Annotated in this window: 26 protein-coding genes and 2 pseudogenes; 16 read left to right on the top strand and 12 right to left on the bottom strand. The window is 64.8% G+C overall.

The window, feature by feature from the left end; translation table 11 throughout:
• Window positions 1-5: 5 nt before the first annotated feature.
• The 3 genes from AC1DJW_RS06050 (at window position 6) to AC1DJW_RS06040 (ending at window position 4,888) form a co-directional block, all read left to right on the top strand.
• Entirely contained in the window at window positions 6-1,463 is a 1,458-nt protein-coding gene (locus AC1DJW_RS06050; protein WP_476900939.1) for a DHA2 family efflux MFS transporter permease subunit, read from the top strand.
• Between the two features lie 62 nt (window positions 1,464-1,525).
• On the top strand, window positions 1,526-2,302 hold the full coding sequence (gene lgt / locus AC1DJW_RS06045; protein WP_476900938.1) for a prolipoprotein diacylglyceryl transferase: 777 nt from the start codon (window positions 1,526-1,528) through the stop codon (window positions 2,300-2,302).
• Window positions 2,303-2,641: 339 nt separating this feature from the next.
• A complete protein-coding gene (locus AC1DJW_RS06040; RefSeq protein WP_476900937.1) occupies window positions 2,642-4,888 on the top strand; it encodes a transglycosylase domain-containing protein in 2,247 nt (748 codons plus the stop codon).
• Window positions 4,889-5,026: 138 nt separating this feature from the next.
• Here AC1DJW_RS06040 and AC1DJW_RS06035 read toward each other — a convergent pair whose 3' ends face one another.
• The 3 genes from AC1DJW_RS06035 to AC1DJW_RS06025 are packed head-to-tail and all read right to left on the bottom strand — an operon-like array spanning window position 5,027 to window position 6,496.
• On the bottom strand, window positions 5,027-5,689 hold the full coding sequence (locus tag AC1DJW_RS06035) for a DUF1254 domain-containing protein (RefSeq protein WP_476900936.1): 663 nt from the start codon (window positions 5,687-5,689) through the stop codon (window positions 5,027-5,029).
• Window positions 5,686-6,291, bottom strand: a complete 606-nt coding sequence (locus AC1DJW_RS06030) for a DUF1214 domain-containing protein (protein ID WP_476900935.1) — start codon at window positions 6,289-6,291, stop codon at window positions 5,686-5,688. Before AC1DJW_RS06030 ends, AC1DJW_RS06035 begins: the two co-directional genes overlap by 4 nt.
• 13 nt (window positions 6,292-6,304) lie before the next feature.
• Window positions 6,305-6,496: a hypothetical protein gene (locus AC1DJW_RS06025; protein ID WP_476900934.1), complete on the bottom strand. Its 192-nt coding sequence runs from the start codon at window positions 6,494-6,496 to the stop codon at window positions 6,305-6,307.
• A gap of 163 nt (window positions 6,497-6,659) precedes the next feature.
• On the opposite strand from AC1DJW_RS06025, the gene AC1DJW_RS06020 reads away from it, so the two are divergent.
• Together AC1DJW_RS06020 and AC1DJW_RS06015 are read left to right on the top strand one after the other, a co-directional pair.
• Window positions 6,660-7,097: a VOC family protein gene (locus tag AC1DJW_RS06020; protein ID WP_476900933.1), complete on the top strand. Its 438-nt coding sequence runs from the start codon at window positions 6,660-6,662 to the stop codon at window positions 7,095-7,097.
• Between the two features lie 144 nt (window positions 7,098-7,241).
• A complete protein-coding gene (locus AC1DJW_RS06015) occupies window positions 7,242-7,478 on the top strand; it encodes a hypothetical protein (RefSeq protein ID WP_476900932.1) in 237 nt (78 codons plus the stop codon).
• 511 nt (window positions 7,479-7,989) lie between these two features.
• Here the strand turns inward: AC1DJW_RS06015 and AC1DJW_RS06010 are convergent.
• Window positions 7,990-8,295 carry a hypothetical protein gene (locus AC1DJW_RS06010; protein WP_476900931.1) on the bottom strand — a complete coding sequence of 102 codons (306 nt, stop codon included), beginning with the start codon at window positions 8,293-8,295 and terminating at the stop codon, window positions 7,990-7,992.
• Window positions 8,296-8,768: 473 nt separating this feature from the next.
• A complete protein-coding gene (locus AC1DJW_RS06005; protein WP_476900930.1) occupies window positions 8,769-9,026 on the bottom strand; it encodes a hypothetical protein in 258 nt (85 codons plus the stop codon).
• Here AC1DJW_RS06005 and AC1DJW_RS06000 point away from each other — a divergent pair.
• From AC1DJW_RS06000 to AC1DJW_RS05990, 3 genes and pseudogenes are all read left to right on the top strand, one after another.
• Window positions 9,025-9,531, top strand: a complete 507-nt coding sequence (locus AC1DJW_RS06000) for a hypothetical protein (protein WP_476900929.1) — start codon at window positions 9,025-9,027, stop codon at window positions 9,529-9,531. The two genes, AC1DJW_RS06005 and AC1DJW_RS06000, sit on opposite strands and share 2 nt — an antisense overlap.
• A 64-nt stretch (window positions 9,532-9,595) precedes the next feature.
• Window positions 9,596-9,939 (top strand): annotated as a pseudogene (locus tag AC1DJW_RS05995) (glutamate-cysteine ligase family protein); the annotation flags it as partial.
• On the top strand, window positions 9,821-10,729 hold the full coding sequence (locus tag AC1DJW_RS05990; RefSeq protein WP_476900928.1) for a carboxylate-amine ligase: 909 nt from the start codon (window positions 9,821-9,823) through the stop codon (window positions 10,727-10,729). The pseudogene AC1DJW_RS05995 and the gene AC1DJW_RS05990, both read left to right, overlap by 119 nt.
• 235 nt (window positions 10,730-10,964) lie before the next feature.
• Here AC1DJW_RS05990 and AC1DJW_RS05985 read toward each other — a convergent pair whose 3' ends face one another.
• Entirely contained in the window at window positions 10,965-11,231 is a 267-nt protein-coding gene (locus AC1DJW_RS05985) for a DUF7218 family protein (RefSeq protein WP_476900927.1), read from the bottom strand.
• Between the two features lie 541 nt (window positions 11,232-11,772).
• On the opposite strand from AC1DJW_RS05985, the gene AC1DJW_RS05980 reads away from it, so the two are divergent.
• Window positions 11,773-11,982: a CsbD family protein gene (locus AC1DJW_RS05980; RefSeq protein ID WP_476900926.1), complete on the top strand. Its 210-nt coding sequence runs from the start codon at window positions 11,773-11,775 to the stop codon at window positions 11,980-11,982.
• A gap of 156 nt (window positions 11,983-12,138) precedes the next feature.
• Here the strand turns inward: AC1DJW_RS05980 and AC1DJW_RS05975 are convergent, their stop codons facing one another.
• On the bottom strand, window positions 12,139-12,408 hold the full coding sequence (locus tag AC1DJW_RS05975; protein WP_476900925.1) for a YegP family protein: 270 nt from the start codon (window positions 12,406-12,408) through the stop codon (window positions 12,139-12,141).
• A 607-nt stretch (window positions 12,409-13,015) separates the two neighbouring features.
• Here AC1DJW_RS05975 and AC1DJW_RS05970 point away from each other — a divergent pair.
• The 3 genes and pseudogenes from AC1DJW_RS05970 to AC1DJW_RS05960 form a co-directional block, all read left to right on the top strand.
• Window positions 13,016-13,225: pseudogene (locus AC1DJW_RS05970) on the top strand (SRPBCC family protein); the annotation flags it as partial.
• A 91-nt stretch (window positions 13,226-13,316) separates the two neighbouring features.
• Window positions 13,317-13,496 (top strand): hypothetical protein, encoded by a 180-nt coding sequence (locus AC1DJW_RS05965; RefSeq protein WP_476900981.1) that lies wholly within the window; start codon window positions 13,317-13,319, stop codon window positions 13,494-13,496.
• Between the two features lie 133 nt (window positions 13,497-13,629).
• On the top strand, window positions 13,630-14,082 hold the full coding sequence (locus AC1DJW_RS05960; RefSeq protein WP_476900924.1) for a hypothetical protein: 453 nt from the start codon (window positions 13,630-13,632) through the stop codon (window positions 14,080-14,082).
• A 347-nt stretch (window positions 14,083-14,429) separates the two neighbouring features.
• Here AC1DJW_RS05960 and AC1DJW_RS05955 read toward each other — a convergent pair whose 3' ends face one another.
• The 3 genes from AC1DJW_RS05955 to AC1DJW_RS05945 form a co-directional block, all read right to left on the bottom strand.
• Window positions 14,430-14,633, bottom strand: a complete 204-nt coding sequence (locus AC1DJW_RS05955) for an Hsp20/alpha crystallin family protein (RefSeq protein ID WP_476900923.1) — start codon at window positions 14,631-14,633, stop codon at window positions 14,430-14,432.
• A 607-nt stretch (window positions 14,634-15,240) separates the two neighbouring features.
• On the bottom strand, window positions 15,241-15,465 hold the full coding sequence (locus AC1DJW_RS05950) for a hypothetical protein (RefSeq protein ID WP_476900922.1): 225 nt from the start codon (window positions 15,463-15,465) through the stop codon (window positions 15,241-15,243).
• 12 nt (window positions 15,466-15,477) lie between these two features.
• A complete protein-coding gene (locus AC1DJW_RS05945; RefSeq protein WP_476900921.1) occupies window positions 15,478-15,753 on the bottom strand; it encodes a MerR family transcriptional regulator in 276 nt (91 codons plus the stop codon).
• Between the two features lie 117 nt (window positions 15,754-15,870).
• On the opposite strand from AC1DJW_RS05945, the gene AC1DJW_RS05940 reads away from it, so the two are divergent.
• Complete coding sequence (locus AC1DJW_RS05940) at window positions 15,871-16,062, top strand: hypothetical protein (RefSeq protein ID WP_476900920.1); 192 nt, start codon at window positions 15,871-15,873, stop codon at window positions 16,060-16,062.
• 328 nt (window positions 16,063-16,390) lie between these two features.
• Here the strand turns inward: AC1DJW_RS05940 and AC1DJW_RS05935 are convergent, their stop codons facing one another.
• Window positions 16,391-16,891 (bottom strand): DUF6328 family protein, encoded by a 501-nt coding sequence (locus tag AC1DJW_RS05935; protein ID WP_476900919.1) that lies wholly within the window; start codon window positions 16,889-16,891, stop codon window positions 16,391-16,393.
• Window positions 16,892-17,384: 493 nt separating this feature from the next.
• Between AC1DJW_RS05935 and AC1DJW_RS05930 the strand changes: the two genes are divergently transcribed.
• The 3 genes from AC1DJW_RS05930 (at window position 17,385) to AC1DJW_RS05920 (ending at window position 20,689) form a co-directional block, all read left to right on the top strand.
• Window positions 17,385-18,779 carry an Nramp family divalent metal transporter gene (locus AC1DJW_RS05930; protein WP_476900918.1) on the top strand — a complete coding sequence of 465 codons (1,395 nt, stop codon included), beginning with the start codon at window positions 17,385-17,387 and terminating at the stop codon, window positions 18,777-18,779.
• A gap of 60 nt (window positions 18,780-18,839) precedes the next feature.
• On the top strand, window positions 18,840-20,234 hold the full coding sequence (locus AC1DJW_RS05925; protein ID WP_476900917.1) for a M20/M25/M40 family metallo-hydrolase: 1,395 nt from the start codon (window positions 18,840-18,842) through the stop codon (window positions 20,232-20,234).
• Window positions 20,235-20,425: 191 nt separating this feature from the next.
• A complete protein-coding gene (locus AC1DJW_RS05920; protein WP_476900916.1) occupies window positions 20,426-20,689 on the top strand; it encodes a hypothetical protein in 264 nt (87 codons plus the stop codon).
• Window positions 20,690-20,751: 62 nt separating this feature from the next.
• On the opposite strand, the gene AC1DJW_RS05915 is transcribed toward AC1DJW_RS05920, so the two are convergent.
• Window positions 20,752-21,675, bottom strand: coding sequence for an SDR family oxidoreductase (locus AC1DJW_RS05915; RefSeq protein WP_476900980.1), 924 nt, complete (start codon window positions 21,673-21,675; stop codon window positions 20,752-20,754).
• Window positions 21,676-22,190: the final 515 nt, after the last annotated feature.

Raw genomic sequence — 22,190 nt, 5'->3', positions numbered from 1 at the left:
ACCGGGTGGGGGAAGCTGTGGCGGGAACCGGCGAGACCGGACTGGATCCGGCGACGGCCCGGCGCGCCGTGGCTGGTCGTGGCAACGGTGTGTATCGGCGCATTCATGGGGAGCTGGATGCCAGCATCGTGACCCTGGCCGTGCCGAGCATCAGGTCTGACATGAACGCCTCCCTCGCCCAGGTGGAGTGGGTGGCGCTGATCTATCTCCTGGTGCTGGTGGGCAGCATCTCCGCGGTCGGCCGGCTGGCGGACATGGCGGGGCGGAAGCTGCTCTATACCTATGGGTTCGCCATGTTCACCCTCGCTTCCCTGGGGTGCGCGCTTTCCCCCGACATCACCCGGCTCCTGGTGGCCAGGGCCGTCCAGGCGGTTGGCGCGGCCATGCTGCAGGCCAACAGTGTTGCCCTGATCCGGACCAGCATGCCGACCGCGAAACTCGGCAAGGCCATCGGCCTCCAAGGTGCCGCGCAGGCCATCGGCCTGGCCATGGGCCCCTCCGTCGGCGGCCTCCTCATCGGTCTAGGCGGGTGGCGGTGGGTGTTCTTCGTCAACATCCCCGCGGGTGTCATCGGCCTGCTGCTTGGCTGGTTCCTACTCCCGCGCACCCACGTCAAGGCCCCCCGAGCCCGGCTCGACTGGCCGGGGCTCACGGCCCTAATGCCAGCCGTCGGTGCCCTGCTCCTGGCTTTGTCAGAGGCGTCCAGGCTCGGCTTCGGCAACCTCACCGTTCTTGGGCTGCTGGGGGGATCGCTGGTTCTCTTCGTCCTCTTTGTCCTGCGCGAACGCGGGGCAAGACACCCCTTGGTGGACCTGACGCTCTTCAGGTCCGGGACCTTCAGCCGGGGCGTCGCGACGGGACTGCTGGGCTATCTCGTGCTGTTCGGGGTCCTCTTCGTCACGCCGCTGCACCTGGAATCGGAGTATTTCCTTCCGCCGGCGCAGGCCGGGCTTTTGCTGACGGTCCTCCCGGTCGCGTTGGGACTCGTTGCCCCCGTTGCAGGTCTGCTGGCGGACCGGTTCGGTGCCCGGGTGCCGGCATCGGCCGGTATGGGGCTGGCCGCGGCCGCGCTGGCCGTGCTGGTTTTTTCCTCCCATGATTTGTGGGTCACCGCAACCGCCCTCGCGGCCATGGGCCTGGGCCTGGGCCTGTTCACCCCGGCCAACAACGCGTCCGTGGCAGCGGCCGGACACGACCACCAGGCCGGCATGGTCAGCGGCGTCTTGAACATGACTAGGGGCGTCGGAACCTCCCTTGGCGTGGCCCTGGGCGCCGTCGCGTACTCGCTCGCCAACGCCCTGGGCAACAGTGCCGGAGCGCCGGCGGTTTCCGGACTTGGCTTCCGGATGGCCGTGGCACTTTTTGCGGTCCTGGGTGCCGCGGCAGCCGTACTGTCCTTCCTGGGACGGCGGACCCGCCCCAGGGTTGTTCCGGACCCGGAGGGCCGTACGGAACCCGGCTGACCGCAAGGTTGCCGAGCAAGACTGTTTTTGCCCTAACCTCCCGAACAGGATCCCGAACCTCCATGACTGCCACTGATTCATTCCTTCCGTCCCCGACGGTGAGCGCCTTTCACGTGGGCCCGGTGACCATCCACTTCTACGCCCTGTGTATCCTGGCCGGGATCGTGGTGGCCACCTGGTTCACTTCCCGGCGGTGGACCGCTCGGGGCGGTGCGCCCGGGCAGGTGCTGGACATTTGCCTTTGGGCGGTACCCGCGGGGATCATCGGGGGCCGGATTTACCACGTCATCACCGACCCAGAGCTGTACTTCCTGCCGGGGAAGAATCCGTGGAATGCCTTTGCCATCTGGGATGGCGGCTTGGGGATCTGGGGCGCCGTGGCCCTGGGGGTAGTGGGGGCGTGGATCGGCTGCCGCAGGGCGAAAGTGTCTTTGGTTGCGTTCCTGGACGCGGTGGCACCTGGCGTGGTTTTTGCCCAGGCCCTGGGCCAGTGGGGTAACTGGTTCAACAACGAGCTCTACGGGGATCCCACGTCGCTGCCGTGGAAACTCCAGATCCATCAGATGGACCCCGCCACCGGGTCGGCGGTGACCGATCCCTCGGGCGCCCCGGTGATCCTGGGCTACTTCCAGCCCACGTTCCTCTACGAATCACTGTGGTGCGTCGTCGTCGGACTGCTTCCTTTGTATGTGGACCGGCGCTTCACTCTCGGGGCGGGAAGCGTGTTCTCCCTCTACGTTGCCGGGTACACGGCAGGACGCTTCGCTTTTGAACTGATGCGCTCCGACTATGCCAACCTGATTCTCGGGCTCCGGGTGAACACCTGGTTGCCGCCCTGATCTTCCTCGCGGGCGCCGTCTCGTTTGCCTGCTGTTCCGGCGCAAACGCTCGAAGGCCGTGCCCGGGGACTCCGCCCCGGACTCCGCTGAACCGCTGACGGCCGGCGGCTGACCTGCCGTGCCGGTATGACTGCCGTGCCAAGCCGTTATGACGGCGCGGACCCGACCCAGCCCACACCCAGTCCACGTGCCCGATTTGCGGTCAACGCCCACCACCCGGGCGCTTGAGAGGCGCGGGGCGCTACGCCAGAACCCACACGATCCATCGCCAGAGAAGCTGAGGAAGATATGTTCAGACGGATACCGATACGAATTCGCCCCCTGAGGCGTGGACGGGGTGTGCTCCCGCACGGTGCGGGGTCCAATCCGGCCGGGACCCCCGTGCCGGCCGCCGCGGCCTCCGGCAGGAACCCGCTCCTGGACACGGGAACAACTCTCGGCCGGATCCTGGTCTTCCTCGGCGTGAGCGCCGTCTGCGGGATGCTCGTGGCCGGCCTGATGGTGCCCGCCGCAGCCGTGGCCGGGATCACAGCGAACGGCTCGGCCCAGTTCTTCAACGGACTGCCCAGCGAGCTGACCGTGGCCCCTGCCGGGCAGGTGACGAGGGTCCTCGCGGCAGACGGATCCCAGATCGCGACGCTGTTCAACGAGAACCGCACCCAGGTTCCCCTCGATCAGATGTCCCCCAACATCAAGAACGCGATCGTCGCGATCGAGGACTACCGCTTCTACCAGCACGGGGGCATCGACCCGACAGGCATCCTGCGCGCCCTCGTGACGAACAGCGGCGGGGCCCGGCAGGGCGCCTCCACGCTGACCCAGCAGTACGTGACCAACGTGCTCAACGAGAACCTCATCGCCCAAGGCAAGGACGCCCAGGTCGTGCTCAACGGCCAGAAGAGCATCAGCGACAAACTGCGGGAGATGAAGCTCGCCATCGGCCTCGAGAAGCAGTTCACGAAGGACCAGATCCTCGCCGGCTACCTCAACATCGTCTCCTTCAACGGCAACGCCTACGGCATCCAGGCCGCTAGCCAGTACTTCTTCTCCGTCGATGCCAAGGACCTCACCGTGCCCCAGGCGGCCCTGCTCGCCGGCCTGGTCAACGGCCCTTCCCTGTTCGACCCGACCCAGCACCCCGAGGCGTCGAAGGCGCGGCGGGACCTGGTGCTCGATGCGATGCTCCAGCACGGCTACATCAACCAGCAGCAACACGACGACGCCGTCAATACCTCGATCCAGCTCAAGATCAACCCGCCCAAGCAGGGCTGCGCCTACGCCGTCCAGGCCCAGTACTTCTGCGACTACGTCCTCCACCAGATCCAGAACGACCCCGCCTATGGCGCGACAGAGAATGACCGGATCCAGAAGATCATGCGCGGCGGCCTGACCATCAAGACCACCCTGGACCCCCGACTCCAAGGACCCGCCCAGGCCCAGGTCGACGCCACGACAGGGGCGAACCCGGACAAATGGGGAGCCTCCCTCGTGACCGTCCAGCCCGGCACAGGCAAGGTCCTCGCCATGGCGCAGAACTCCCGCACGCTCGCCGGCCAGGGCACCGGCTTCGTCTCGACCTACAACTTCAACGTCGACCGCGCGGACGCCAACGGCAATGACCTGGGCGGCGTGGGCGGCATGCAGCCCGGCTCGACCATGAAACCCGTGACCCTCGCGGCCTGGCTCGGCGAGGGCAAAACGACGAACCAGATTGTCGACGCGTCAAAGCGGCGCTACGGCGTCAACTACCCGTGGAAGACCACATGCGGCCCCGTCCATGGCTGGTTCGACAGCACTCTTCCACCCTCCACGGACCTGCAGAACGACGAACCCGGCTGGTACCGGCCCATGACCGTCCGCCAGGGCATCTACAACTCAATCAACACCGCGACGTTCGCGTCCCTCGCCGGCCTGAACGACTTCTGCGACGTCCAGCGGGCCGCCGACGCCATCGGCCTGCACCTGGGCGACGGGAACGACAAGAAAATCGACCTCTCGACCCTGGGCAACATCCTGGGCAGCCAGAACGTCGCCCCCCTGACGATGGCCAACGCCTTCGCGACCTTCGCCGCGGACGGCACGTACTGCGCACCCATCTCGATCGCCGAAGTCGACGACGCCACGGGCAAAAGAATCGGAGGGCAGGCATCCGCGTGCCAGCCGAACGCCCTGAAACCGGATGTCGCGAAGGCCACCACCAATGTCCTCCAAGACGTCCTCACCAAGGGCTCCGGCCTGCTCATCCCGCAGAAGCTCGGCGTCCCGGACGCCGCCAAAACCGGAACCAACCAGTACAACAACCAGACCTGGGTCCTCGGCTACACCAAAGGACTGGCAACGGCGTCCTTCTTCGGAGACCCCTTCAACGGCGGTCCCTCCCGGCTCGGACGCGACATCACGGTCAACGGCAAATACTACCCACTGGTCGACGGCGCCTACATCGCCGGACCCCAATGGGCGCAGTACATGCAACAGGTCGTCGGTCTCTACGACCACGGCGACTTCGACGCCCCGCCCCAGAACCTCATCGGCGGCAACTCGCCACAGACCCGCAACAGCAACCAGGCCACCGGCGGGAAGGGCTGATACCCCTCACGTCGGCAAGCCAAGCCGCGCCTCGAACGGGACCGCGAAGGATCCCCGCCGTGCGCTTGATCCTCTTGGGTCGCGGGGTTGGATGCGGGTGGGTTCCTGGAACGCGGCGTGATCGGCTCACGCCAACCCTCAGGGTCGTCCTAATGGTGTGAGCTGGATCTGTTTCGCGAGTGCGTAGGCCGCACCTCGGTCGTCTTCGTCGGCGACGAACACCCGGCCGATGAGCAGGGCGGCGTGGTGCGGTATGTCGATCCGGGCCATGCCTTGCGGCGTCTCGCCGTCCCAGTTGGGTTCGCAAAGGATGAAGTCGCCGGGGCCGGTTCCGGTGGTGCGTTTGCCGACGTAGGCGAAGTTAGCCCCGCTGGTCGGGTCGGTGAACTGCACGCTGTAGTAGCGGCCGCCCATTTCGGGTACGTGCAGCACTCGCGGTCCGGCCTTCACATCCAGCCAGCCGCCGAGGTAGAGGACATCATCGGTCCCCGTCGCGATGACGCTGCCGGACGATGCGGACCGGGATGGACTCTCCGGCACGGCATAGAGCGTGTTCACGGGGACTGGACCGCCGCCCAACCCGCGCACCACGAATATCCGCTTGAAACCGCCGACCGTGATCCGCGGCCAGAAATAGATGAAGACGAACGCTCCAAGCACCCACACGATCACAGCCGTCACGGCCAGCGGGACGATCGCGTACACGCCGCCACCAGCGACCCGCCGATAGATGACCCACGCGAAGATCGCGAGAATGGCAATCGTGACCGGGGCGGCATATTTCAGGATCAGGCGATTCATGACCGGACCTCGAGGACCGGCGGGACCTCGTATTCGCCGTCCACGATTGCGGCTCCTGGCAGATAGGCACGGAGCATGAGCTTGAACCGACCCGCCGGCGTAGCTACCCAGTTCTGTGCCGTGTCAGATGGCTGATGTGGTTGCAGCAGAATAGCCACCGAGCCGTCGGCGTTCTTCACAAGACCGGAGTGGCTGTCCACGCTCGACCGGCCCGCCCGCCCGCTGATCATGTAGCCGGCCGTGTCCGTCGCGGTGAGTGACCAGAAGGCGTCATTCGGGGGAAGCTGATCTGCCGGGAAGTGAAGACGATAGACATGCTCGCCGCTGAGGCGCCTCCCTGCCTCATCGCTGGTCGCCGTCCAGTAGGCGGCCTCTTCGAACACGTTGACGACCGGCAGAGCCTTCTGCAGTGCGGCACGCACCAGGAGCCCGTTCCCGGGACGACCGGCCTTACGGATCGTGCTCCAACCGTTGACGGTCCTCGTCTCGGCCTTCGCCACCGCGCCCAAGACCACGATCGTGGTCAGGTACGCGAAGGTCAGGCCGATGATCACCCCCTGCACGATGCCCGAACCCGCCATCCAGGCGAGGAAGCCGCTCACGATGACACCCGCATCACAGCAACCCGGTTCTGAGCAGCACGACAAGGGTGACGATCGCGGCGACGACGACCGCGAGGATCAGCCAGCCCTGCCAGGAACTAGGATGCCATCCCGGGCCGGACTGATTACGTCGAAACCACCGCTTGCCTTCTTTTCTGTTCGGCCGTTCGGACTCGGTCGACCATTCTTGCTCATCCCCGGGCATACGTCCTCTCCTTCTTCCTTACTTGGCCACATTACTTGGCGGCACGGCAGTCGGGTTGTTAGCCATCGGCCCTTGTGGAGAAGTCCGGCAAAGGATCGGCTAACGGATAGCCAGGGCGCATCGCTACTGGAGCTGATCGGTCCGCCTTGGTAGCTTTCAAGGCATGGCTATCAAACTTGAGAATGTCGGTATCGCCGTTCGCGATCTCGAAGCAGCAATCGCCTTTTTCACCGATCTCGGCCTTACACTCATCGGCCGTGACACGGTCAGCGGGGAGTGGACCGATACTGCTGTCGGACTTGATGGTAACCACGCGAACATTGCGATGCTCCAGACCCCAGACGGACATGGTCGACTTGAACTCTTCGAATACATCCACCCCAAAGCGATCGAGTCGAGCCCGACTCGTCCCAACGACATCGGCATGCACCGCGTGGCCTTCTCGGTAGACGACATCGACAAGGCCCTTGACGTAGCTGCGAAGCATGGATGCCATCCGCTACGCGGGGTGGCGACCTATAAAGACGTCTACAGACTCACGTACCTTCGCGGCCCAAGCGGAATCCTCGTGATGCTCGCCGAGGAACTGAAGAAAGACTGACACCTACCTCGGCCCAATTGGCCGCACGACAGGGCTCAGGGTCGAACTGTCCCCGGTGAAGGGTCGGCTGACGGGTGGTCGAAGAAAAGATCGAACTGGCCACGAACGCTTCCTGAGCCGGTCCGCGCGTTCTACGGTTACCGTATGGCTCGAATGACACCGCAGGAAGCGACCGCCGTGAATATACTGCTGGGGTACTTCGCCGGCAGGCCCGAGCTACCGCCCGGGGAAATTGTGCGGTCCCTGGAGATCCTCGCAAATCGGGCTCACAACCGCCTGCAGGGCGGCTGGGACGAGGTCGCGGTGCGCCGCCAATGGCCATACGCCTACGAAGAAGAGGCCCGAGCGCCAGAAGTCGCAGACGAGCCTTCCGAAGACTGAACAGAACTGTGAGGATCCTCGCCGGGTACTTCTCTGCAGCGGCGCGATGTACCCGGGAAATCGGCCCTTTGCTCGAGGTGTCGCGCGGCGATTGGCAGGGCACAATAGGGGCCGGCGACGTCTGGGGTCGAGAGCTCAGGCACCAGGAACTGGACGCTCTCTTCGTCGCCGGCCCGTCCGATAACCGGCCAACGGTGGGCGGGCCGGTCCACGCCGATTCCGATTCAAGTCAACACCCGGCGCGGGGTATTGCACGCGTAACCTACTTGTTTTCGCAGGTCAGGGCCGCGCGGGGACAACTTCTTGACGATTGATGGCTCCGGAAATGTCCGCCCGTGCTGAAAGCGCCGCCGGAGAGTGCTGCGTGCACGCACCCAATCCCCGGGTGCGTGGAAACATCCGGGGATTCGCGCCGAGCCTCCCGGGCTCCGCAGATAAACGTGTCTGTCGTCTTTGACGGGGCCCGTCCTCGCGATCTCCCGATGAGGGCAATGCGCGAGCTGGAGTTCGTTTAGCCGGCGTCAGGCTGGCTGGCCAGGATGTAGTCGGCCGCGGCAGGTCCGGTCATCGCCATCCCGCTGTGGTGGATGTCGATGCCGCATCGGCGCATGCCTGCCTGGAAGTCGGTGTCCGGGACGGGGTTGATCCTGTGGATCAGGCACCAGCTGGTGTACAGGCCGCAGAGGCTGTCCGGACGCAACAGCTCACTCGCCCCCGTGTCCCGGACCGTTGCCTCGCTGAGGAATTGTTGAAAATGCGAGATCACCATGGCCCGGCAACTCCGATCATCGATGGTTGCAGCCGTGGTGGAATCCACGGGGCCGGTCAGTCACCATTGCCATCCCGGAGGAGCCCAGCCTTCGGGCCCTCGCTCGGTATGGTTCCTGCCACATCGGGTGCAGATGTGGTTCATCGCCGAGGGGATCATCCCTGGGCTGTCGGGGCTGTCGGGGCCGTCCGTGGTCGCTGCGGGGAACGAGGCGCCCGCTGTTCATTCATGCCCTGGGGGGCTTGCTCAGGAACCGAAAATGCTACGCCCGACGTTCCCGCAGCGAGCCGGTGACGCGGAAGCGGGTTACCGCACGCTGGGGACCGTCCCCCCCGATCGTGCCCCCGGACATGACACCACGTCCGAGGCCGTGTGCGCCCTGCTGGACTCCATGCCGGAAGCACATCTCGTGCCCCGGGTCGTCAGCGAAAGGGGTCAATTCCGTGCGCAACAACGGGCCCGAACTGATTGAACCCGTTGACGTGAGGGGTAAGCGGTGGATCGGCCGGCGGTAGGACCGTTCAGTCGAGGTCGGGGTGGCTGGACAGGATGTAGTCGGCCGCGGCAGGTCCAGTCATCGTCAGTCCGCTGTGGTCGATGTCGATGCCGCAGCGTCGCATGCCGGCGTGGAAGTCGGTGTCCGGGACGGGGGTGATCCCGTGGAGCAGGCACCAACTGATGTACAGGCCGTAGAAGCTCTCCCGCTCCAGGAGTTCGCGCGCCCCGGGATCCCGGACGGTTGCCTCGGCAAGAAACCGTTGAAAGTGCGAGATCACCATGGCCCACCATTTCCTGAACATCAATCATTACAACGGTGTGGTGGACTCCAAAGGCTCCGACGGCCGCGCACACGGCCCGAAGGCCCGCTTCCACGAAATCTATCACTCCCGCAGGGTCCAATGGATTGTCCGGGCACGCCGCCGGATCAAGCTAAGAACCATCAACCAGATCGTCGAACACCGGGCGGGGTTGCGACACCCGACGGCCGAGGCCGGATGGTCGAAGGCCCGGTCCCCGCCGACAAGGATGGGAACCGGGTCGTCCTGGATAAGCCTTCTGCCCGGGAGGGCGCAGTGGGATGATGCAGGCATGGATGAAAACAAAGAGCCGTCGATCCCGGCGCATCCCGAACATCGGACGTCACGGCCGCCGGCCATGCTGATGGATGACGCCGGTAGCCCGGCCACACATCAAATGCGTGTCATAGCGCGCCGCCGCCACGACGCCGAGGCCAAACTCGAACAGCAACTCCACCGTCCCCAGGAGGGAGCCGGGAGCACGTAGTGGCGACGACGCCAGGGCTTGCCCTCGCGTACCTTTCCCTCGGGTAACCGCTGTTCGTTAGGAGATGCGGATGCGCACGATCGGGGTTGAGGAAGAGCTCTTGATTGTTGCGGCGGGAAGCGGACTGCCTGTGCCGCTGGCCGGAAGCATTTTGGCTACTGTCGTGACGATGGGCTCCGGGCCCGTCTTGAAATCGGAATTCAAGCAGGAGCAGATCGAGGTCAACACGAGGCCATGCGGGACCGTGGATGAGCTTCTGACCGAAATCCTCGCCGGCGGGCCCTGGCGGATGCGGCGGCCCGCGGCCTGGGTGCCAGAATCGCCGCGACCGCAACCCCGTCGGTGTTCTCCGCGACTCCGACCCTGGGGAACAAAAGGCATTCGCTTATGGCGGAGCGGTTCGGCGTGGTGGCCCGGGAGCAGATCACGTGCGGATTCCACGTGCACGTTTCCATTGAGTCCCGCGAGGGGCGTCGGAGTGCTGGACAGGATCAGGCCCTGGCTCCCGGTGCTTCTGGCGCTCAGCGCAAACTCGCCGTTCTGGAAGGCCGAGAACACCGGCTTTTCCAGCTACCGCACGCAAATGTGGAGCAAATGGCCCACCGCCGGCCCGACCGACGTCTTCGGTTCCGCCGCCGGCTACGACCGCGCAATAGCGGGGCTCATCGGGACAGGGGTGCTCCTTGACGAGGCCATGGTCTACTTCGACGCCAGGCTCTCGAAAGACAACCCCACCGTGGAGATCAGGGTCGCCGACATCTGCCTGTACGCCGAGGACGCCGCCGTCCTCGCCGCCGTGATCCGGGCCTTGGTTGAAACCTCCGCCCGGGAATGGCGGCTCGGTACCGCTCCCCCCGCCGTGGACACCGGCACGCTCCGGCTTTGGAACTGGCAGGCGAGCCGTTTCGGGGTGAACGGAATGCTGATCGGACCCCTCGATGGACGGCCCTGCCCCGCAGCAATGGCTGTCGAGGCGCTGATCAGCCATGTCCGCCATGCCGTGGTGCAGTCCGGAGACCTCATGCTGGCCAGTGCCGGTCTGGCCGACATGTTGTCGCGTGGAACAGGCGAGCGTGTGCAGCGCCACGCCTTCGGACGGCGGATCGCCGCCGATGTTGTCGCGGCCGTTGTTTCCGCCACCCACGAAGGCGGGCGGCCAGACATCGACACGGCGTCGTCGGAAAAAGAATCGATATGAGAGTCGTCATGGCCCGGCCGTTCACGACGGAAGCAGACCACCCGACCTGTCCCGGAATGCTCGACCGGACCGAAAGTGCCATGGCACCTTAACAGGGCAGAAGAAGCACCTGCCGCGCCTGTTGCGGCCGGGCCAGGTCCGGTCTTCGCTACTGGTAAGGCCAAGTCGTCCTGTGGGCTGGCCTTGGAACTGAGACAGCCCATTGGCGAATCGCGGGCTCGGCTGACCGAAGGTCTCAGTGGTTGCGGAGGGCTTCAATGAGCTCGGTTTTGTTCTTGCCGGAATAGCCGTGCAGGCCCAGTTCCTTGGCCCGGGCCTTGAGTTCGGCGACGGTTCGTTCGTCGTAGTCTTCCGCATTGGCTCCGCGGCTGCCGACGGTTCCGCGTCCTTCCTTGGCTGCCGCGTTCGAAATGCGGGCGGCCTTCTCTTTGGAGGCGCCGTCCTTCCTGAGTTCTTCGTACAACTCCGGGTCTTTCAGGCTCGGATTCTTCTTGTTCGGCATGCTATCTCACTCCTTCGGTAAGAAGTTCGTCACGGGCTCGTCGTGCTCGGTTCACCCCACCGGGGCCAAGGGCGGCAGCTCAGGATCGGAATCCGGATCCGGGACCGGAGGGGTGGGCACCGGTACCGGATCCGGTGATGGAAACGGACCCGGGAGTCCGGGACCCGGGACGGGCGGCAACGGTCCCGGGAGCGGGGCCGGTTCGGGCTCCCGGGCGGGGTCCAGAGTCGGGTCCTGGGTTGGGTTCCGGGGAAACTCGCTCATCATGTGCTCCTGGGAATCAAGTGATTCAGGGTGGCCCGTTCCGGGCCGCATCGCTTCCGCGGTTCAAGTCTAGGTCCGGGTTAGTGGCGCCGAAAGCCCACAAGCCTTTTACGAAGTTCGTTTCCGGGCCGGCCCGGAAACGGTTGTCGGTTATGTTTTTAGTCCGTTCTGGAACGGGCCGGCGTCACTGGATCGGCCTGGCCGGGGAGCCTAAAATTGGAACGTGCCCGGCGCTCCGTCACGGCCGGACATGAGGACCGGGTCTAAGGAGATCGCCATGGGACTGGGTGACAAACTCAAGCACACCGCCGAAGGAACGGCAGGCAAGATCAAGGAAATGGCCGGCCACGCCACCGGAAACGTGCGCCTGGAAGCCAAGGGCAAAGCCGAGCAGGCAGCCGCACACGTCAAAGAGACCGGCAACCAGGCAAAGGAAGCAGCCAAGGACATCACGGAAGACATCGCGGACCGCTTAAAGGAAGAATGACGGCGTCCACGGGCCAGTGGTTTCGGCCAGGTCAGGTGCGCCCTGCGCCTCGGGACCATCGCCGGGGTCTGGCCATCGGAACAGCAGCCGCAGCGCTTCACCACGGCCGGGCACTCAGGCATCCGTCGCGGCTCAACTGCCCGCTGTCAGGGCCGGTCAGCGTCCTGCTGCCTTCCTGACGTCTTCCACGCCGTGCCGCGGGGATGGGGCATGGCGTTTCCGGTGGGTGGCCAGTTCGTCGTGACCGTGCCTGCGGTCCCTGACCATGGCTGTCCCGGCGATTTCCCTGATGTTGGCAATGCCCTTTGCTGCGGCACTCCCGTCGGGGAAGGTCACCGACATTGCCACCAGATAGTCCTCGGAATCCACCAACGCCACCCTGTACCCGCCATCGGGGGCATCCATGAGTTCAAAATAGCCGGCCATGACATTTGCCTCCCGTCCGGCACATCCGCGTGTGAAAAGAGACAAACCAAGTCTACTGAGCATCACTGCTCCAGGCACCCACGACCGGCCCTAGGACAGGCTGTTCCGGCTCAGTCGTACCATTCCCAGCCCTCGGGCACCCACCCTGCCGGGACCGGAAACGTCGTGGACGCTCCGCATTCGGCGCAGGTGAACCTGAGCGTCACGGGGATTTCCCGGCCCGGGCCCCCGCCGAGACAGTGCGGTGTGAACAGCGCCAGTCTTGAATCCGCCGGGGCCCCACATGCGCCGCAGCAAAAATCCTGAGGCGAAACGACCGGAATCCTGCCCGACATATTAGGGCGTTCCCCCGGCCTAAGTGATTTGACCATCGTGACCACCTCGCTGCAGATTCGATGAGGCCCCGCGTGCGTCAGGGCGCCCGGTTTCGTCCTCGTGTACCGTGGGGCGATGGAATCAATCCCAGTCTCCCGGCCGCGATGCGCAGGCTCACCCGTCCCTGGGATGCGGCCTTGTCCCGGCCTGAAGATCGTCCTAGCGTGGAGGTGAGGCCCATGGCCTGCGAACCGTTCAGGGCCGGGCCGGTAACTGAAGGAGCGAAACAGTCATGGCAACCGTGCTGGAATCGGTCGACGTCAACGTCCCGTTAAGCCAGGCCTACAACCAATGGACGCAATTCGAGGAATTTCCGCGTTTCATGGACGGCGTCGAGAGCGTCCGGCAACTCGACGAAACCACCGCGCACTTCACCACCGACATCGCCGGGATCCAGCGCGAGTTCGACACCAAAATCACGGCCCAGATCCCCGATGACACCATCAGCTGGGAAAGCACAGCCGGCCCCCCGCAATTCCGGAACCATCTCGTTCAGGCCCTTGAGCACCACCGAAACCCGGATCACCGTCACCATGACCTGGGAACCACAGACAACACTCGAACACCTCGGCGCGTCGGTTCACTTCGACGACCGTCAGGTCAAGAAAGACCTGCAACACTTCAAGGAATTCATCGAGGCCCGCGAAGTCGAAACCGGCGCCTGGCGGGGAAGCATCACCGAAGCCGAGGTCGACGGCCCCCCGGGCGCGTAGCCGGTTGACCGGTGCCAAGGAGCCCTCGCCGTGGCCCGCCCCCTTGGATCCTCGGAAGCAACCACCCGAAGAGCCGCCCGCAGTGGAACACCCTGCCCGCGTTACCCGTGCCACCTTCAAGGAAGGAACGACAATGACGTCCAAGACCACTTTTTCCTCCACCTACGGGGCCGCCCACCGGTCCGGCGACCGCCCATGGTGCGATACCTGCGGCACTGACGAGTTCCTGATCATCGAGACGATCCGCGTCCCCGCCGCCGGACCGTCCGGCAAAATGGACGTTAGTTACACCTGCACCGGATGCGACGGCTTCTACGCCCACCCGGTCCAGCAGAACTCACTGGACCCGGAAATCACCGCAAGGATGCTTCCCGGCCCCTCGCATGAACCACCCGGCTACTACACCCACTGCGGAGAGCCCATGACACTGGGCACACCGGGAACACACAGACTCGCCTCCGAACGCACCGACACCGAACACCGGCTGCTCGAGGCATACCTGCAAACCCAGGTGCTGCACTGCCACTGCGGCTTCCAAATGGAACTTCCCCGCACCGGAAATCGCCGGTCCGCTGCAGCCTTGTGACAAGGGAGCCGGTGCCAGCGCTCCGGAGAGCACCCTGGGGCATCTCCGATCACCGCACCAAGCGGCCCGGTACCCCCTTACGCTGTCATGAGGCGCCAAACGAGGCAATTCTGCGTTCCTAGCGCGAAGGAAAAAGCGAGCGTCGCCCGTGGCGGCGAATGCGGAACAGCGCACGGAGAGCGCCAGCCGTCGGTGTCTGCCGGTTCAACGGGGCGTTCGCCCGATCCGGCGACGGCCGTCAAGCGCAGGTCCAATCCGTGCACGGCCGCCTTGGCACCGATCCCGAGACCTGGGCTACCGGGCGTGGCCCGCGGGGTCAGTGCCGGTGGCCTCCGCTATTTTCCAGCCTAGCCGCGGGAGATCTGGATCTTCTGCTGTGTTGCTTCGACGCCGGTCTCCGGGACGGGTGCCTTGACGTCCAGGACACCGTTCTTGTACACAGCAGTGACGTCCCCCTCCTTCACACCCTTGGGCAAGGGGATGCACCGGTACATGGATCCATAGCGGAATTCCGAGCGATAACTGCCCTCATCCCTCTGTTCGGTCCTCACCTTGCGTTCGGCCCCGGATCTGCAGCTGACCCTCGGTCAGGGAAATCTCCACGTCCGAGTCCGGGCAATGCCAGGCAATCCGGCCCGACAGTCAGAACGTTGTCCTTGATTCCTTGTTCCACTCGCCTGAGACGCGGCGGCACCGCGGCCCGACGGCCCGTAATTGCCGTTCGTCGGCAGAGGCCCCGGGTTTCCGGTCATTGCTTCACTGTCGAACGGCATCCACGCCAGAACCCGTCATTTACCCCGTTCAACGACGGGGGTCATCAAGAGGCGGGACTTCCAACGGCGGGGACCCAGTGACTGTTCGTTGAAAATGGCCATTTTCAGCCTGGCCCCGGGGGCCGGCGACGCCTGAGTTGAGAATCCGAGCCCCCGGGCTCCAAGGATTCTCCGTCGCCGGCCCCGTCTGGCGGCCGGGCCGGCAGGCCAGGCCTGTTCCTTTATGGCCGATGCTCACAAGTAAACAAGGATGTCGGAATCCTGGCCAGAGTGGCCTGTACCTGTTTTTCGGGACGGCGACGGGAGAGTCTATGGCCTCTGTCCTGGAATCGTGTGAATGTCTAGGCGGCCAGCGGGGTTCCGAAGAGTTCCCGGGCGCGCCGGCTCAGGTATGCCGGGACGTCGGATTCGGCGGCCGGGCCGGCGTTGCCGAGGAAGACCGCGGTTCCGCGGGCCGCGTCGGGTAGACATGCCAGTCGCCGCGGGAGATTGATTCGACGTCGCCTCCGACAAGCCGCCGCAGGGCGGCCGGATCGGTGTCCAGCCTGCCTAGGATGACGGGTTCGCCCAGGCTTGCAGGAACAATCAGCGCGGCAGGTTTGCGTTCCATCTTTTGTCCTCTTCAGATAAACGGACCAGCGTCCCCTGCTGTTCCCTCGGCAGGAGCCCGGGAGGTCCTGAAGACTCTATCCAGGCGCCGTTTGGCGGCTTCCAGTTCCAGGACCATCCGGATGCCGGCCAGGTTCAAGCCCAGATCCAGCAGTTCACCGATCCGGTGCAGTGACATGAGATCGTTCCCGCTGTGGGTCCTGCCTGGTTCAAGCAGTCCCTTGCGCTCAGCTTCGCGGCTCCCGCGGATCGCCCGCGCCGGGATGAGCTCCAGCAGCCGATCGAACACACACCGACCGTGATACCGACGTGCCGGACGGTCTGGCGGGGTGCTAGCCGGCTTCCCCGGCCCGCTGACACTGCAAGGCGTATCGTGTGTGAAAAGCCGACAATAAGAAGGAGTGGTTTGGATGGTCAGGATCGCTGTGGTGGTCGGCAGCACCCGGCCGGGGCGCCGCCGGAGCAGGCAGGTGGCGGACTGGGTGCTCTCCCGGGCAGCTGGTCCGCGGGCGTCGTCCTGGCCTTGGCGGGTTTCGGAGTGATGATTCTGGGCGTTTCCGCGCAGCTTCCGGGTCAGGGCCTCCTGGGTTTCTGTTGATGTTCGGAGGTGTTTGCGGGTACGTCTGGCGGAGGATTCCCGGGTCCTGAGCGCGTCGTGGTCCCAGGCGGAGAGCATCCAACCGCTCTAGGGGTTCAAGAAGACACTGGTCAGCCAATATGCCAGCCAGCCCCTCGGCATCCTGGCCACTTTGAGGTCGCGTCGAGAACAGCAATTAGGTGACGACTGATTCTCCTCGCCCTAAGCGTTTCATCTACCCGCGGGCGCGTTGTCGAATTAAATTTGCTCACAAGCCGGTGGAGACCATCCGGTTGTGGAACGCAACCTCCGGTTGTTCGATGACTCATCGAACAATGTCGGTCGTTCACTACGTACCGTCCTTGCCATGGCGTCGAAGACTGCGCGGATAAATAAACCACAGGGAGGAGACCATCATCAGCAGAGGCGCGAGGACGATGATGCCGGCAAGGTGGCCGAGGATGATGTCGAAGACGAAGGCCGTGGTTCCAGCCATTACCAGACCGGCCCCCCATAGCGCGGTGCGCACGAAGATGGCAGCCTTGTCCACCAACAACCCCTTTATCCGGTCCCTAAACCGGGTGCGGTGCAGACCGACAGGCGTGAGCACGAGGACAATCACCGCCGCGGCAAGGAGGACGAGTACCAGATAGAACGTGCGTTGGAGGTCATCAAGGGTCGAAAACCTCTGCTGGAAGGGCAACGTCAGCAGGAAACCACCCAGGATCTGGGTACCTGTCTCCAGGACGCGCATTTCCTGCAATAGCTCCCCCCAGTCGCGGTCAGCCTTTTGTGCGGCCGTTTCCCCGCGTTCGTAATCAACGATGGGGGCCTTGTCTTCCTCGGGCATGTTCTTCCAATCAATGGTTGTGTCGGTTCCCTACTCAGATAGGTGGCAGAGCCAAATCATAGGCCCGCGTATGCACCGCGGGCCAGGATGCACAGCTGCAGCTCGAAGCGCTGGTCGGCGCTCAATAGACGATGGCCGGCTCGTGGACGCCTGGGCGTGCGCTGGGTCTGGAGGGACACAGGGGTCACCGTCGTGGGTGAAGACCGGCTTCGAGCGGCGCATTGTCAACTGCGCGCACGGTGTCCGGCGGGGGCCGGGAAAGATCGTACCGGCGTTGATACGTCCGAAACCTTCCCGCATCACGTTATTCCGTAGCGGCGGATAAACACCGCCGGCTGGTGGCGCGCCTGCAGTTGCCGGATTTCCATTCCTTCGCTCTGCCCGGGTTCGAAAGAATCGCCGAAGTTGCGCACCGAAACCGTCCTTGCTTTACGATGATCCTAACGGGGAGAGTAAGCATGCTTATCATCTCAGCGAAGAGCAGGAGAAGACGGTGGACCCTATCCAGGCTTCTGAACCAGACCCTCTGGCGACCACGGCCGGTGAGGACCGGCGGGAACATCCTTCCGGATCCGGGCAGGACTCTTCCGAGACGAAGGCGTCGCCGGTCCGGCGGTTCCTCGGCTTGCTCGGTCCGGGTCTGGTCACCGGATCGGCCGATGATGATCCTTCGGGAATTGCGACCTACGCCCAGGCCGGGGCCACGTTCTCCAACGGGATGCTCTGGACGGTCCCGGCGACGTTGCCGATGATGATGGCGGTCCAGGAAATCTGCGACCGTACCGCCCTGGCCACCGGGGACAGCCTGGGCAGACTGGCCCGCCGGAAGTTCTCCCGCAAACCGCGGGTGGTGATCGGAATCCTGATCGTCGCCCTGCTCGCGGCGAATACGCTGAACGCGGCGGCGGACCTGATGGCCATCGGACAGGGCATGGAAATGCTCGGGGCCGGCCCGGCCCAGATGTGGAGCGCCATCGCCGGGATCGGCATAGCCGTCGTCCTCGTCGCCGGCGGCTTCGCCATCATTTCCAGGATCTTCAAATGGCTCTGCCTGGCCCTGCTGGCCTATGTGGCGGTCCTGTTCGTCGCCAACGTGGACTGGGCCGACGTTCTGGCGGGGACATTGGGACTGCAGTTCCGGTTCAGCTGGGACTACCTCGGCCTGATCGTCGCGGTGCTGGGCACCACGATCTCCCCGTACCTGTTCTTCTGGCAAAGCGCGCACCGGATCGAGGAACTCCGCGAAGAAGACCACGGAGAGGCTCAAACAGTCAGCCTGGAGGAAAGAGCCCCGGCACCGGCCGCGCATAAGCTCCGCAACGCCCGCGCCGACGTGTTCACCGGGATGTTCTTCTCGGTCCTGGTCATGTTCGCCATCATGGCGGCAACCGCCGCGACCCTGGGCAGGAACGGCACGGACGTCAAGACCGCGGCCGACGCCGCCAAGGCACTCGAACCCATCGTGGGTCCGGCCGCCAAGTTCCTCTTCGCCGCCGGGTTCATCGGCTCGGGCATCCTCGCGGTGCCCGTCCTCGCGGCTGCTGGTTCCGCCGGGCTCGCCGGCCTGCTGGGTAAAGACTGGGGCTTTGACCGGCGACCCGGCAAGGCTCCCGCCTTCTACGTGCTGCTGGGCGTAGGAACCATCGGCGGTGTCATCATCAGCTTCTTTGCCACGGATCCCATCGGGTTGCTGATCTTCAGTGCCATCATCAACGGGATCGCCGCGGCCCCGTTCCTGATCGTGACGATGCTCATCGCGAGGGACAAAGACCTCATGCGCAAGTACCGCAACGGAAAACTCGCCGCGACCCTGGGCTGGGCCACCACCGCCATCATGGTCGTCGCCGGAGCCATCGGCATCTGGACCACGCTCACCGGAACGTCCTGATGCCGTCGTTGGAGGTGCCGATTGACACTCCGGGGCCTTCCGTCAGGTAGCCTCGCCGTCATGGACCTGCCCGAAGAGCTCCCCGGGAAGATCATCGAAGATCTGGCGTCCGCGGTGGATTCAGGCATGCGTAGGCATGTGGACATTCTTGCCAGGCTGGTCGCCGTTCCGGGGATTGCGTGGCCCGGGTTTGACCCTGAGCCGCTGCGGGAGAGTGCCCGGCAGGTTCGGAAGCTACTGCTGGAGGCCGGGTTTCCAGACGCGGCGATCCACAGCGCGGGGCCGGGGAACACCGCGGGCGGACCGGCCGTTCTGGCCAGACGGCCTGCGGCGGAGGGCATGCCGACCGTGCTGCTGTACGCGCATCATGATGTCCAGCCCGTTGGTGCCGTGGATCAATGGCGAACCGACCCGTTCGTGCTGACCTGGAGCGGGGGCCGGTTGTGGGGGCGGGGTGCTGCGGACGACAAGGCGGGCATCCTCATTCATCTGGCCGCGCTCCGGGCCGTGGACCAAGTCGCGGGAGCTCATAGCGGCCTGGGCTTGATCATCTTTATCGAAGGGGGAGAAGAATCCGGCTCTCCGACGCTTCGTGCCCTCCTTGACCAGGCGAGGCAACAACTCGCTGCCGACGTCGCCATCGTCGCCGACTCCGGTGGCTGGAGAATCGGAACCCCGGCACTGACCATCAGCCTGCGCGGACTCGTGGACGGAACGGTCGAAGTCCGCGTGCTCGACCATGCCCTTCACTCCGGCACGTACGGCGGGCCCGTGCCCGACGCCCTCATGGTCCTGTTCCGTTTGATGGCCACGTTCCACGCGCAGGACGGGTCCGTCAGCGTCGAAGGTCTTCTCTGCGAAGACGCTGAAGGGCCCGAGCTGAGCGAGAGCAGCTTCCGCGCCGACGCCGGGGTACCGGCAGGCCTGGAACTGACGGGCAAGGGTTCCCTCACGTCACGATTGTGGACCAAGCCCGCGTTGTCGTTCATCGGGCTCGATGCCCCACCGGTCGGTACGGCCGCCAACACCCTGCTGCCCTCCGCGAGGGTCAAGTTCAGCCTGCGCCTGCCATCTGGCAACGAACCGCGGGAGGCAATGGAAGCGATGCGCTGGCACGCGTTGGAGCATGTGCCTTTCGGCGCAGAGGTAAAGTTCACACCCGGCTCCATGAGCATGCCGTTCAGGGTCGAGCGCGAAAGTGCCATGGCCGCAAAAGCGCTGTGGGCCCTGGGCAAAGCGTGGGGAACCCAAGCCGTCCGCATGGGTGCGGGCGGATCCTTCCCGTTTGTCGCCGAACCCTCGGAACGCTTTCCCCGCTGCGCGATCCTGATCACCGGCGCCGAAGACCCCGATTCCAGAGCACACGGCCCCAACGAATCGGTCCACCTCGGAGAACTTAGAAACGCCATCCTGGCCGAAGCGCTGTTCCTCGCCTCCCTGAGCAAAAAACCTTGAACCACAGGCAACCACAAGCCCTCGGTGCACCCGGGCATCCGGCAAATTCGCCGAATCCGGACCCAGTGAACGGAAACGTCACGGGTCTGGAACCGGGTGAGGAGACTTGAGTTTGACCGCTCTGGAAATGGTTGGTTTGCAGGCGAACGACTGGCTACAAGATCGGCGCTGCATCTCGTTCACCCTGCTGGATGACCGCGCCCCTCGGGTCAGGGTCGGAAGATGTTGTCTTTGTCGGAGATCCCGGTTGGGATGTCAAGGCCGCGGGCCGACTCAACTTAGGGGCCATCCGCCTCACCTGCGGAGGGATCAGCCAGCCTGCACTCGGCGCAGCCGGAGCGCTTGAGGCCTACGGTCCTGCGGCACTACTGCTGCAGGGCCTGGACGGGACCCTCGGCAAACTCGCGAGGAGAAGCGAAACCCCTCGCGTAATCATGCCGGGCGGTCGAAGATGAAGCCGGCGGGAAAACCGGTTCATCCGGCGGTGGCGGGAGGTCCCCTTTCCGCTGGACGTGTTCTAGGCGAGGTGCTTTCCTCCGGTGATTCCGACGACGGATCCTGACATGTAACTGGCTTCCGCGGTGGCCAGCAGCACGAAGGTTCCTGCCAGTTCGGCGGGCTGGCCGGCCCTCCCGAGAGGGGTGTCCTCGCCGAAGTGCATTATCTTTTCGGGCGGCTGGGTCGGTGGCTGCAACGGGGTCCAGATCGGTCCGGGCGCCACGGCGTTGACCCGGATCCCGCGGGGCCCCAATGATTCTGCGAGCGAGAACGTCATGTTGATGATGGCGGCTTTGGTGGCCGCGTAGTCGATAAGGCTCGGGCTCGGGTGGTAGCCCTGGATGGAGGACACGTTGATGATCGCGGCGCCCGGCTTCAGATGGGGCAGCGCGGCTTTGGTCAGCCAGAACAGGGCATAGACGTTGCTCTTGAAGGTCCGGTCGAACTGTTCACTGCTGAGGTCTTCGATGCCTTCGCTGGTGGTCATTTGATAGCCGGCGTTGTTCACGAGCACGTTCAGCCCGCCGAACTCGGCAACGGTCTGTGCGATGACCTCCTGGCAGAAGGACTCGTCCTGAAGGTCCCCGGGCAACGCCAGCGCCCTCCTGCCGGCGTCTTCGATCAGCTGGACCGTGTTCACCGCGTCCTGTTCCTCTTCGGGCAGATACGTGAAGGCAACGTCCGCTCCTTCCCGGGCGTACGCGATGGCTGCGGCTTTTCCGATTCCAGAGTCCGCCCCGGTGATCAAGGTCCGGAACCCCTCCATGCGGTGATGACCTACGTAGGTGCGTTCCCCGTGGTCAGGGCGCGGCTGCATCGCGTCCGTCCAGCCCGGGTAGTCCTGGGTCTGCGGCTCGAATGTCCCATCCGGGTATCGGGTCCGGGGATCCTGCGCACCGTCCGGGACCTCCGGGTGCCCGATGACCTGGTTTTCCAAAGCCATCGCAATGTCCTCATCCAGGTCGGTGGCCTCAAGGTCGGCGGCATCGAGACCCTTGGACATTGATTCCTTCTCGCCGGACAGCGAACGTCCGGACTGTCGGTCCTCCCCAGGGAAGGTGCTCTCGGTCATCTCTGTTCCTCCATCTGGTCCTGGTCATTCCCATGGTGGCAGCATTCCCCCATGAGTCCGATGACGCCGGAGGGAATCGACCGGGTTCCTCCGCGCATAGCCCGGGCGGTGAGGTGCTTGCCCTTTCCAAACCTAAAACCAGCGGCCGGAGAGCACAAGATCATCAGCATACTTAGGATGGCCTGAGACCTACGCCTGCGTCATCGGGGCGGCCGTTCGGCCCCCCGAAACAGCTCCTGCGCAGATTCCGCCGTCCATGGCGCGGGCGGTCGGCTCCGCCCGCATACCGCGCGCCCCGTGTGCTGCGTCGCTTCGAGTTTAGTCGCGACCTGGTGAGGCCGTCCGTGATTCAGTTCTGCAAGGCATGAACTCCAGGCCGCGTACGA

The organism is Arthrobacter sp. 05L417, from assembly GCF_056397865.1.
This window is presented reverse-complemented; position numbering and strand designations above follow the sequence as displayed.

Excerpts from the sequence above, each read along its gene's own strand:
- lgt (WP_476900938.1), top strand. The coding sequence starts at position 1,526 with ATGACTGCCACTGATTCATTCCTTCCGTCCCCGACGGTGAGCGCCTTT.
- AC1DJW_RS06035 (WP_476900936.1), bottom strand. The coding sequence starts at position 5,689 with ATGAATCGCCTGATCCTGAAATATGCCGCCCCGGTCACGATTGCCATT.
- AC1DJW_RS06025 (WP_476900934.1), bottom strand. The coding sequence starts at position 6,496 with ATGCCCGGGGATGAGCAAGAATGGTCGACCGAGTCCGAACGGCCGAAC.
- AC1DJW_RS06020 (WP_476900933.1), top strand. The coding sequence starts at position 6,660 with ATGGCTATCAAACTTGAGAATGTCGGTATCGCCGTTCGCGATCTCGAA.
- AC1DJW_RS06015 (WP_476900932.1), top strand. The coding sequence starts at position 7,242 with ATGGCTCGAATGACACCGCAGGAAGCGACCGCCGTGAATATACTGCTG.
- AC1DJW_RS06000 (WP_476900929.1), top strand. The coding sequence starts at position 9,025 with ATGGCCCACCATTTCCTGAACATCAATCATTACAACGGTGTGGTGGAC.
- AC1DJW_RS06005 (WP_476900930.1), bottom strand. The coding sequence starts at position 9,026 with ATGGTGATCTCGCACTTTCAACGGTTTCTTGCCGAGGCAACCGTCCGG.
- AC1DJW_RS05990 (WP_476900928.1), top strand. The coding sequence starts at position 9,821 with ATGCGGCGGCCCGCGGCCTGGGTGCCAGAATCGCCGCGACCGCAACCC.
- AC1DJW_RS05985 (WP_476900927.1), bottom strand. The coding sequence starts at position 11,231 with ATGCCGAACAAGAAGAATCCGAGCCTGAAAGACCCGGAGTTGTACGAA.
- AC1DJW_RS05980 (WP_476900926.1), top strand. The coding sequence starts at position 11,773 with ATGGGACTGGGTGACAAACTCAAGCACACCGCCGAAGGAACGGCAGGC.
- AC1DJW_RS05975 (WP_476900925.1), bottom strand. The coding sequence starts at position 12,408 with ATGGCCGGCTATTTTGAACTCATGGATGCCCCCGATGGCGGGTACAGG.
- AC1DJW_RS05965 (WP_476900981.1), top strand. The coding sequence starts at position 13,317 with ATGACCTGGGAACCACAGACAACACTCGAACACCTCGGCGCGTCGGTT.
- AC1DJW_RS05960 (WP_476900924.1), top strand. The coding sequence starts at position 13,630 with ATGACGTCCAAGACCACTTTTTCCTCCACCTACGGGGCCGCCCACCGG.
- AC1DJW_RS05950 (WP_476900922.1), bottom strand. The coding sequence starts at position 15,465 with ATGGAACGCAAACCTGCCGCGCTGATTGTTCCTGCAAGCCTGGGCGAA.
- AC1DJW_RS05935 (WP_476900919.1), bottom strand. The coding sequence starts at position 16,891 with ATGCCCGAGGAAGACAAGGCCCCCATCGTTGATTACGAACGCGGGGAA.
- AC1DJW_RS05925 (WP_476900917.1), top strand. The coding sequence starts at position 18,840 with ATGGACCTGCCCGAAGAGCTCCCCGGGAAGATCATCGAAGATCTGGCG.
- AC1DJW_RS05920 (WP_476900916.1), top strand. The coding sequence starts at position 20,426 with ATGACCGCGCCCCTCGGGTCAGGGTCGGAAGATGTTGTCTTTGTCGGA.
- AC1DJW_RS05915 (WP_476900980.1), bottom strand. The coding sequence starts at position 21,675 with ATGGCTTTGGAAAACCAGGTCATCGGGCACCCGGAGGTCCCGGACGGT.